We start from the raw sequence: 8,864 nt of genomic DNA on the forward strand, positions 1-8,864 counted from the left end.
GGGCGGCGGCGCTGAACAGCGAGCGGATGGTCCTGGTGGGTCCCGACGCCCTGGACAGCGCGGGAAAGCCCCTGTCCGGCGTCTTCGCCGCGGCGGCGGTGGCGGCCCTGGCGGCCTCCGCCGCCGACCCGGCGGTGCCCTTGAACGGGGCCGGAATCAAAGGCTTGACGGGTCTCAGCCGGGATTACGGCGACAACGACATCGACCTGCTGGTCCGGGGCGGCGTGACGCCTCTGGAGTGCGCGGGCGGCGTGGTGTCCCCGGTGCGGGGCGTCACCACCCGGACGAAGACCGGCGGCGTTTCCGACGCCACGTGGCGGGAGCTGACCACCATTTTGATCGTGGACGACGTGATTCCGGCGGTGCGCGCCGCCCTGCGCGGCAAGTTCGCCCGCAGCAAGAACAACGCCCGGAACCGGGCGGCCATCCGGTCCCAGGTCATCGTGGAGCTGGAGAAAAAGCTGGCGGCGGAGGTCATCGACGGCTATGACGGCGTGACGGTGACGGCCTCGGAGGAGGACCCCACGGTGTGCCTGGTGGAGTTCAGCTTTTCCGTGGCCCACGGGCTGAACCAGGTGCGGCTGACCGTCCATGTGGAGATTTGAGAGAGGGGAGCGTGAGAGGCGATGAAGGGATTTCCCACCAGCGCGGACATCTATCTGGAGATGGACGGGAGAAAGGTGGCGGTGGTGCAGAGCTACACCGCCAAGGCCAGTAAAACCTCCCAGAGCGTGGAGGCCTTCGGCGAGAGCGAGCCGGTGGCCACCATCGAGGGACAAAGACGCTATACCCTGGAGCTGACCCGGCTCTATGCCACGGACAGCGCGGCCAGCGACGGGATCAACTTCTATGACCTGGCGGACTTCTCCCTGGTGATCTGCAAGCCGGACCGGAGAATCATCTACAGCGGCTGCCAGTGGAGCGGCATCCAGGAGGAGGGGCAGCTGAACGCCATGGTGGCGGAAAAGGTCACGGTGGTGGCGGCCAAGCGCATCGAGACCACAGCATGAGAAAGATGGACGAGCTGCGGCCCCTGACGGCGGGACGGCTGCTGGCGCTGTGGCGGGAGTGCCGGGAGACGGAGGACCCCCTGGAGCGGGTTCTCCGGTGCAACGGACGGATTCTGGCGGAGTGCTGCTTCTTCCGGGGGGAGCGGGTCTACGGCGGCGGCATGGAGGCCCTGGAGGACCTGACGGGCCTGGAGATGGAGCGGCTGCTGCGGCGTCTGGCGGAGGGGGGCGGCCCTTGGGGCCGCCCCTTGGAGGAGCGGGCCGGGGCGGTGAATCCCGCCTTCGACCCGGAGCGGTTTGAGGCCATGGGGAGGACGTGAGGTGTATGGATTATCCGGCGTGGGAGCTGGAGCGGCAGCGGAGGGCGCTGGCGGCGCTGCTTTCGGGCGGCGGGGAGAGGGAGGAGGACCGCCGGGAGAGGCGGAGGAGGGACGGCGGGGCGGACGCCCGGCGGCAAGGCGGAGAGACCGGGGACGGCGGGACGGAATCCGGCGGGGAGACCGGAGACGCCTCCGTTCCGGGGGCCTGGGAAGCGGTCCGGAAGGCTAGCCGGGACCGCGCTTCCGGGTCCGGGGAAGCGGCGCGGCCCTGGAGCGTCTGGGAGCGGATTCAAGATGCGGAGAGCGGCGGGGCTCCGGCCGAATGGGGCCGGAGCGGCGAGGATGCCGGGGAAATGGCGGCGGACAGGGGGAGAGCCGCCGGGCCGGAGGCGGAGGAGTCCCCCGGCGGAAGGAAAGGCCGGAGGGCCCCGGAGAAGGGACGGAGGGAGGCGCCTGGGGACAGGAGTTTTGAGGCGGCCGAGGCGGCGGAGTTTGCGGACCGGGGCGGCGGGGAGGCGTTCCCCGGCTGGGGGAACGGGGGAGACTGGAAGGTCCCCGGTAAGCGGACAGACTGGGGCGGCGCGGCAGCGGGGCGGACGGCGCGCCGCCGGGGCGGCGGTTTGACCGGGACGGCGGACGGGACCGGCTTCTGGGGCGGCGGCTGGGGAAGCGCCGCCCTCCGGGAGGAGGAGGGAGCCAAGGCCCTCTCCCGGGCGGTCCAGCGGGACGCCCGGCGCTATGACGGGGGGTTTTCCCTGTATTGAGTTCGGGCCGGGAGAAGGTCCCGGCGGGAGGAGGAGAGAATGTGCGGCTGACGCCGATGCGGTTTAAAGAGTTTACCTGGCCCCACAATCCGGAGGTCTACACCGTGGAGTACCGGCGGAGGATCGCCGTCCATCAGGCGCCCTTCGGGGGCTGCGTGATGCAGGAATTGGGCGGCGCTTTCCGGGTGCTGAAGGGGGAGGGCGTGTTCGCCGGGGCGGGGGCCTACGAACAGTTCCGGCGGCTGGCGGCGGTGTTCCGGGAGGAGGGGCCGGGGCTGCTGGTCCATCCGGTGTGGCAGACGGAGCGGGCCTACTTCGCGTCGCTGGAGGCGGCGGAGGAGCCCAGGCCGGACTTCGTGCGCTACCGCTTCGAGTTCTGGGAGGACGGGGGCGGCTATGACGGCGGGCTTCGGGAGATTCCCGCCGGGGAGAGCTCCGGCGGACAGGGGACGGCGGCGGACGGCGGCGGGACGGAACGGAGAGTCCACACCGTGACGAAGGGGGAGACTCTCTGGGGCATCGCCCGGCGCTATGGCGTGGCGCTGGCGGCGCTGCTGCGGGCCAATCCCCAGATCAAAAACCCCAACCTCATTTACCCGGGAGAGGCGGTGAAGATTCCTTGAAAGGACGGATTTACACGGCGGACCACAAAATCTATGAGCTGCCGCCCCTTTTGAGCTGGCGGATCACCCACACGGGGACGGTGCCCTGCGACAGCTTTTCCGTCACCTTTGTCTACCGTAAGGAGATGGCCCCGGCGCTGCGGCTGGCGGCGGGCTTCGCCGCGGAGGAACAGGGACAGGTGATGCTCCGGGCCGTGGTGGACGAGTACACGGTGAACCTGGACGGCGGCGGGCTCACCGCCACCGTCACCGGCCGGGGCTACGCCGCCCGCCTGCTGGACAACGAGTCCCGGCCCGTTACCTATCAGGAGGCCACGCTGGAGGAGATTCTCCGCTGTCACGTTCAGCCCTACGGCGTGACCTGCGGCGCGGCGGCGGAGGTCCGGGCGAACTCTGTCTACACCGTGGCGGCGGGGTGCAGCCAGTGGAAGGCGGTGGAGGACTTCTGCCGGACCTATGGGCGATTCTCCCCCCGGTTCGGCCGGGAGGGGGAGCTGCTGGCGGTTCCGGAGACGCCGGGGCGGACGCTTTTCATTGGGGAGGGGGACCCGGTGCTCTCCTGCGCGCTACGGGAGGACCACTACGGCGTGCTGACGGAGGCGCTGGTTATCGACAAGACCCGGAACAAGTCCTTCTCCGTGAAAAACCAGGAGTGGATCGACAGGGGCGGCCAGTGCCGCCGGGTGATCTACACCCCGGGACAGAGCACCTGGGCCGCCATGCGCTACACCGGGGAGTATCAGATTGAACGGTCCAAGGAGGACGCCTGGACGGCGGAGGTGACGCTGCCGGGGAGCTTTCTGGCCTTTCCGGGGGACCGGGCGGCCCTCCGGCTGGAGCGGATGGGCCTGGAGGGGACCTTCCGCGTGGCGGAGGCGGAGAGCCGCTTCTCCGGAGACGCCGGGGCGGTGACGGCGCTGACGCTGAAACCGCTTTGAGAAAAACGGACAGGGGGGAATGGTATGTGGCTATCCAGTAAGATGCGGCCTGCGCCGGCCACCGCCGACGCGGACCTGGGCGTGACCACCATCGCCGGGGAGCGGGTGGGCGTCGTCACCCGGGGAGAGGTGCGGGACCTGCCGGTGTACGGCCCCGGCGGCTATCTGTGGGCCCCGGGCAGCGGCGCGGCGGTGCTGGTGGTGAAGGGCGGCCCCGGCGGCGAAGAGCAGTGCGTGGCCGGGATGCGGCCGCTGAAAGCGCCCAGGGACATCCGGCCTGGAGAGGTCTATCTCTACGGTCCCGGCGGCAGCGCCGTGTACCTGCGGCAGGACGGCGGCGTGGAAATTCAGGGGCGGTACGTGAACATAAAGGGCGGAGAGGTGGCGGTGTCCGGCAGCCTTACGGTGGACGGCGTGCCCTACAAGCCCTGCAACTGCTGAGGGAGGCGACGACATGGAGCTGGAGCTGAGAGACGGGGACTACCTGGCGGACGGCGCGGGGGGACTGCGGCGGGTGGAGGGCCGGGAGGCCCTTTTGCAGCGGATATTTTTCCGGCTGACGGCCCGGAGGGGGACCTTCCCCTTCTGGGAGAGCCTGGGAAGCCGCCTGTGGACCCTGGGAAATCTCCCCGCACCGGAGCGCCGGGCCGCCGCCCGGCAGTTTGTGGCGGAGGCCCTGGAGGAGGAGCCGGTGACGGTGGAGAGAGTGACGGTGGAGGAGGACCGGGACCGGACGGCCCGGGTGACGGCGGCGCTGCGCTATCAGGGGGAGGCGCTGCCGGTGACGGTGGAGATTCTGCCGTGAGGAAAAGGGGGAGAAGAGCATGCGGAGCGTGGAGGAGATTTACAAGGACCTTTTGAGCGCCTTCGCCGGACGGGCGGGCTTCACGCCGGAGGCGGGCTGCGACCTGGCGGTCCGCCTGTGGGCCGCGGCGGCGCAGATGCAGGCGCTGGAAATCCAGGCGGACTGGGTGCTGGACCAGAGCTTTCCCCAGACGGCCCAGGGGGTCTGGCTGGACCGGCACGGAGCCATGCGGGGGCTGAAGCGCCTGCCCGCCGCCCGGGCGGCGGGGGTGCTGCGCTTTTGCGTGGAGACCGCCCCGGCCATGGACGCCGCCATTCCGGCGGGGACGGTGTGCATGACGGCGGAGGAGGTCCGCTTTCGCACCACGGAGGAGGGCGCGCTTCCGGCGGGGGCCCTCTATGCCGACGTACCCGCCGAGGCCCTGGTGGCCGGAACCGGAGGGAACGCCGTGCCGGGGGCGGTGCGGTTTTTGACGGCCTGCCCTGTGGCGGTGACTTCCGTCACCAACCCGGAGGCCTTTACCGGCGGCTGTGAGGAGGAGGACGACGAGACCTTCCGGGCCCGGATTCTGGAGAGCTACCGGCGCCTTCCCAACGGGGCCAACACCGCCTGGTACGAGACCACGGCCATGGGCTATCCCGGCGTGACGGCGGCCAAGGCCGTGGGCCGGGCGGAGGGGCCCGGCACCGTGAACGTCTACGTGGCCGGGGAGAACGGCCTGCCCGGCGAGGCGCTGCTGCGGGGCCTTGCGGAGGAGTTCCGGGAGAAGCGGGAGATCGCGGTGCAGGTGAAGGTCCTGGCCCCGGAGGTCCGGCGGGTGAATGTGTCGGCGGCGGTGGTTCCGAAAGAAGGGGAGGACAAAGAGGCGGTGCTGGAGTCGGTCCGGCGGGCTGTGGCGGACTTCTTCGGCGGGCGGATGCTGGGAAGGCCGGTGCGGCTGGCGGAGCTGGGAAACCGGCTCTACGCCCTGGAGGGCGTGGAAAACTACCGCTTTACCGCGCCGGAGGCGGACGTCCCGGCGGACAGCACGGTGCTGCCGGTGTTGGGGACGCTGGAGGTGACGGAGCTTCGGGAGGCGGAGAATGTATGAGGCGTATTTAAAGGCCCTGCTGGCCCCGCTGGGGGTCTACCGTCTGGACCGGGATTCCCTCAGCGGCGCGGAGCTGTACGCCCTGGGCCGCGGGCTGGACGCCGTGTCGGACCGGCTGGAGGCCGTGGAGCGGGAGAGCGTTGCCGCCACGGCGGAGAACGAGGGGCTCCGCCGCCGGGAGGCCCTGTTTCTCCGCCGCCCCGCCGCCCATACGCCGGAGGACCGCCGGGCGGCCATCGCGGCCCTCCTCCAGATCGATGGGGACAGCCTGACCCCCGGGGCCATCGGCCGGACCCTGCGGGGCTGCGGCATCCGGGCCCGGGCCGTTGAGATGGGGACCAACCGGATTCGAGTGGTCTTCCCGGAGACGGCGGGGGTGCCGCCGGAGTTTGAGCAGATTCGAAAGATCATTCTGGACATTCTCCCCTGCCATCTGGAGGTGGAGTTTTACTTCCGCTACCTCACCTGGGAGGAGTGCGAGGGGGCGGGGTACACCTGGGGCCTTATCGAGGAGCGGGGCTATGACTGGAACGGGTTCCAGCTGGCCATACCGCCGGAGCCGGAGGAGGCGTGATTCCTTTGGCCGAAGGCGCGGAAAAAGGGAGGCCGGCGGATGCCGGCCTCCCTTTTGCGAGAAAATCAAATCTGCGTCAGTTCACGCTCAATCAGGCGGACCGCAAGCTCAAACGCCTGGACGCGCCGCCGGGCCAGGGTGATCTGGGAGCGGTACCGCTCGGGGTGTTCCTTTGCCTGGAGCGCTTCTGCGGCCTTCCGCAGTTTGTGCAGCGTGGAGTCGATCTGCCGTTTGGCTTCGGTCAATTCTTCCTTCGAGAACGGCATGGAGGCCTCCTTTCAAAGTTCCTCCTGCTCCTTCCGCAGGGCCAGAATGGTTCCGTTGAGCTCCGCCCCCAGAATCAGGACGTTGGCGGACATGTAGAGCCAGATCATCAGCACCACCACGGCGCCGATGGAGCCGTAGAGCAGCGAGTAGTTGGCGAAATTTTCCACATACATGGCGTACAGCCAGCTGAGGAGCATCCACGCCGCCAGGGCCGCCAGGGTCCCCGGCCAGATGTTCCGCCAGGGCTGGCGGCCGTCCTGAGCCAGGGCGTAGAGAAAGAACAGGGCGAAGTATCCCGCCACCGCCGCCGCCGGAAAGCGCATCCGGGCCCACAGTTCCGCCAGAAACAGCGGCAGGCGGAAGTGGCCCACGGCGTAGCCCAGCAGCCGGTCCCCCACGGTCATCAGCACCAGGGTCAGGGCAATGGCGCTGATCAGCACCACGGTGTACAAAAGCGTCTTCAGCCGGTGAATCACCGCCCGCCGGGGCGGGCCCAGGTGATAGGCCGTGCGGACGGAGACCATCAGCGCGTTGGTGGCCCGCATGGGAAACCAGATGGAAAAGAACAGGCCGAAGACCATCAGCTGGGGGCTGGGGCTCTGCCCCACGTGGATGAGATAGGCCCGGATGATGTCGATGACGTCCCGGGGCAGAAACTCCCCCAGGGCCAGCAGAATGGCGGTGACGTTCAGGTCCAGAAGACCCAGCAGGGCGCTGATGAAGATGAGAAAGGGGAAGATCATAAACAGCAGGTAGAAGGCCAGAGCGGCGCTCTGGACCCCCACGCCGTGGCGGAAGTAGCGCTGCGCCAGAAGATACGCGCCGCGGGGCAGCTTGCGCCTCATGCCGGAATCACCACGCTTCCGTTGATTACTCCCAGGTCTCCCAGACCTCGGGGCGGTAGCCCACCGTGGCCTCCCTGCCGTTGCGGACGATGGGGGTCCGGAAAAGCTCCGGGTTTTCCAGGAGCTTTTCCTCCTGGGCGGCGGGGGCGGTATAGGCCATGTAGAGCGCTTCGTAGGCCCGGCATTTTGGGTTGACCAGAGCCTCGAAGCCAACTTTCTGCTTGACGGATTGGTACTCTCGGAGGGATAATCCCTTTGAGGGGAGATCGATGTACTGGAACTTCACCCGGCGTTCTTTGAACCAGCGCTGGGCCTTCTTCGTGTCAAAGCACTTGGAGGATCCGAAAATCTGAATGTTCATGGCGCGCTCTCCTTTGTCCCATGGGCCATTATAAACCGCAGGGAGGGATTTTTATGACGGAAGCAGTCGAAACCTTAAAGGCGTGGGCGGCGGAATCCCGCCGCATCGTGTTCTTCGGCGGAGCCGGGGTCAGCACGGAGTCCGGCATCCCGGATTTCCGCTCCACCGGCGGACTCTACCACCAGGAGTGGAAATACCCGCCGGAGACCATTTTAAGCCATAGCTTCTACAAAAGCAACCCCGAAGAGTTTTTCCGCTTCTATCGGGCGAAGATGCTTCTCCCCGAAGCCAAGCCCAACGCCGCCCACAAAAAGCTGGCGCAGTGGGAGGCGGAGGGAAAACTGACCGCCGTCGTCACCCAGAACATCGACGGCCTCCATCAGGCCGCCGGCAGCAGGCACGTCTGCGAGCTCCACGGCAGCGTCCACCGGAACTACTGCGAGCGGTGCGGGAAGTTTTACGGGATGGACTTCATCCTGCGCTCCGGCGGCGTGCCGAAATGCGGCTGCGGCGGCGTTGTGAAGCCGGACGTGGTGCTCTACGAGGAGGGGCTGGACCAGGCCGTTTTGAACGACGCGGTGAATTCCATCGCCAAGGCGGACCTCCTCATCATCGGCGGCACCTCTTTGAACGTCTATCCCGCCGCCGGGCTCATCAACTACTTCCGGGGGGAGAGGCTGGTCCTCATCAACAAGTCCGCCGTGGCCCGGGACCTCTCCGCCGCCCTGGTCATCACCGACCCCATCGGCGAGGTGATGGCCCGGCTGTAAAAATCGGGAAGCGCCCCTCCGCGCACTGGGCGGAGGGGCCGGCCGCCGGCGCCCGGAGGAAAAATTTCGGGAAAAACGAAAAATGGGTGTTGACAACGGCGGCGGTTCTGGCTATAATAAGCAAGCAGTCTTTCCTGGGGACTCTTATTACGCGGCTGTGCTGGAACTGGTAGACAGGCCAGCTTGAGGTGCTGGTGTCGTATCGACGTGTGGGTTCAAGTCCCGTCAGCCGCACCACAGGTCCCTTGAAAGAGACCGCTGAAGCCATGCGCGAGTGGTGGAATTGGCAGACTCGCTAGATTCAGGTTCTAGTGTCCTTTACGGACGTGCGGGTTCAAGTCCCGCCTCGCGCACCAGGATGAAAACCGGGGTCCCGTCTCATACGGGGCGGGACCTGGTTTCATGCTCCGTCCGGCGGACCATCACAAGTTCATATCAATGCGCGCGAGTGGTGGAATTGGCAGACTCGCTAGATTCAGGTTCTAGTGTCCTTTACG

At 67.8% G+C, this 8,864-nt stretch carries 14 protein-coding genes and 3 tRNA genes (1 of these 17 running past the window's edge); 14 read left to right on the forward strand and 3 right to left on the reverse strand.

The window, feature by feature from the left end; translation table 11 throughout:
* The 10 genes from QZ329_RS11855 to QZ329_RS11900 all read left to right on the forward strand — a co-directional run.
* Positions 1 to 605: phage tail sheath C-terminal domain-containing protein (locus QZ329_RS11855; RefSeq protein ID WP_295752872.1), on the forward strand; the 605-nt coding region annotated here is incomplete at its 5' end.
* A gap of 21 nt (positions 606 to 626) precedes the next feature.
* Positions 627 to 1,010, forward strand: coding sequence for a hypothetical protein (locus QZ329_RS11860; protein WP_295752873.1), 384 nt, complete (start codon positions 627 to 629; stop codon positions 1,008 to 1,010).
* Positions 1,007 to 1,330, forward strand: coding sequence for a hypothetical protein (locus tag QZ329_RS11865; protein ID WP_295752874.1), 324 nt, complete (start codon positions 1,007 to 1,009; stop codon positions 1,328 to 1,330). Before QZ329_RS11860 ends, QZ329_RS11865 begins: the two co-directional genes overlap by 4 nt.
* A gap of 5 nt (positions 1,331 to 1,335) precedes the next feature.
* Positions 1,336 to 2,094, forward strand: a complete 759-nt coding sequence (locus QZ329_RS11870) for a hypothetical protein (protein WP_295752875.1) — start codon at positions 1,336 to 1,338, stop codon at positions 2,092 to 2,094.
* Positions 2,095 to 2,135: 41 nt separating this feature from the next.
* Positions 2,136 to 2,717 carry a LysM peptidoglycan-binding domain-containing protein gene (locus QZ329_RS11875; RefSeq protein ID WP_295752876.1) on the forward strand — a complete coding sequence of 194 codons (582 nt, stop codon included), beginning with the start codon at positions 2,136 to 2,138 and terminating at the stop codon, positions 2,715 to 2,717.
* Positions 2,714 to 3,655 (forward strand): hypothetical protein, encoded by a 942-nt coding sequence (locus tag QZ329_RS11880; protein ID WP_295752877.1) that lies wholly within the window; start codon positions 2,714 to 2,716, stop codon positions 3,653 to 3,655. Before QZ329_RS11875 ends, QZ329_RS11880 begins: the two co-directional genes overlap by 4 nt.
* A gap of 24 nt (positions 3,656 to 3,679) precedes the next feature.
* Positions 3,680 to 4,096 (forward strand): hypothetical protein, encoded by a 417-nt coding sequence (locus tag QZ329_RS11885; RefSeq protein ID WP_295752878.1) that lies wholly within the window; start codon positions 3,680 to 3,682, stop codon positions 4,094 to 4,096.
* A 13-nt stretch (positions 4,097 to 4,109) separates the two neighbouring features.
* Complete coding sequence (locus tag QZ329_RS11890; RefSeq protein ID WP_295752880.1) at positions 4,110 to 4,460, forward strand: hypothetical protein; 351 nt, start codon at positions 4,110 to 4,112, stop codon at positions 4,458 to 4,460.
* Positions 4,461 to 4,479: 19 nt separating this feature from the next.
* Positions 4,480 to 5,550: a baseplate J/gp47 family protein gene (locus QZ329_RS11895; RefSeq protein WP_295752881.1), complete on the forward strand. Its 1,071-nt coding sequence runs from the start codon at positions 4,480 to 4,482 to the stop codon at positions 5,548 to 5,550.
* The gene (locus tag QZ329_RS11900) at positions 5,543 to 6,124 is read left to right on the forward strand and encodes a hypothetical protein (protein ID WP_295752882.1); all 582 of its coding nucleotides are present in this window, start codon (positions 5,543 to 5,545) and stop codon (positions 6,122 to 6,124) included. Before QZ329_RS11895 ends, QZ329_RS11900 begins: the two co-directional genes overlap by 8 nt.
* A gap of 65 nt (positions 6,125 to 6,189) precedes the next feature.
* Here QZ329_RS11900 and QZ329_RS11905 read toward each other — a convergent pair whose 3' ends face one another.
* Genes QZ329_RS11905 through QZ329_RS11915 form a run of 3 tightly spaced genes read right to left on the reverse strand, consistent with a single transcriptional unit; the run spans position 6,190 to position 7,597 of the window.
* Positions 6,190 to 6,390: a hypothetical protein gene (locus tag QZ329_RS11905; RefSeq protein WP_295752883.1), complete on the reverse strand. Its 201-nt coding sequence runs from the start codon at positions 6,388 to 6,390 to the stop codon at positions 6,190 to 6,192.
* A 12-nt stretch (positions 6,391 to 6,402) separates the two neighbouring features.
* On the reverse strand, positions 6,403 to 7,236 hold the full coding sequence (locus QZ329_RS11910) for a YihY/virulence factor BrkB family protein (protein WP_295752884.1): 834 nt from the start codon (positions 7,234 to 7,236) through the stop codon (positions 6,403 to 6,405).
* Between the two features lie 25 nt (positions 7,237 to 7,261).
* The gene (locus QZ329_RS11915) at positions 7,262 to 7,597 is read right to left on the reverse strand and encodes an arsenate reductase family protein (protein ID WP_295752885.1); all 336 of its coding nucleotides are present in this window, start codon (positions 7,595 to 7,597) and stop codon (positions 7,262 to 7,264) included.
* 53 nt (positions 7,598 to 7,650) lie between these two features.
* On the opposite strand from QZ329_RS11915, the gene QZ329_RS11920 reads away from it, so the two are divergent.
* The 4 genes from QZ329_RS11920 to QZ329_RS11935 all read left to right on the forward strand — a co-directional run.
* The gene (locus QZ329_RS11920) at positions 7,651 to 8,367 is read left to right on the forward strand and encodes an NAD-dependent protein deacylase (protein ID WP_295752886.1); all 717 of its coding nucleotides are present in this window, start codon (positions 7,651 to 7,653) and stop codon (positions 8,365 to 8,367) included.
* Between the two features lie 151 nt (positions 8,368 to 8,518).
* Positions 8,519 to 8,604 (forward strand) — tRNA-Leu (locus QZ329_RS11925).
* Positions 8,605 to 8,635: 31 nt separating this feature from the next.
* A tRNA-Leu gene (locus tag QZ329_RS11930) sits at positions 8,636 to 8,723 on the forward strand.
* A gap of 86 nt (positions 8,724 to 8,809) precedes the next feature.
* A tRNA-Leu gene (locus tag QZ329_RS11935) sits at positions 8,810 to 8,864 on the forward strand; it runs 133 nt beyond the window's last position.

The sequence above is a fragment of the uncultured Oscillibacter sp. genome, assembly GCF_910579365.1.
Lineage (GTDB): Bacteria > Bacillota > Clostridia > Oscillospirales > Oscillospiraceae > Oscillibacter.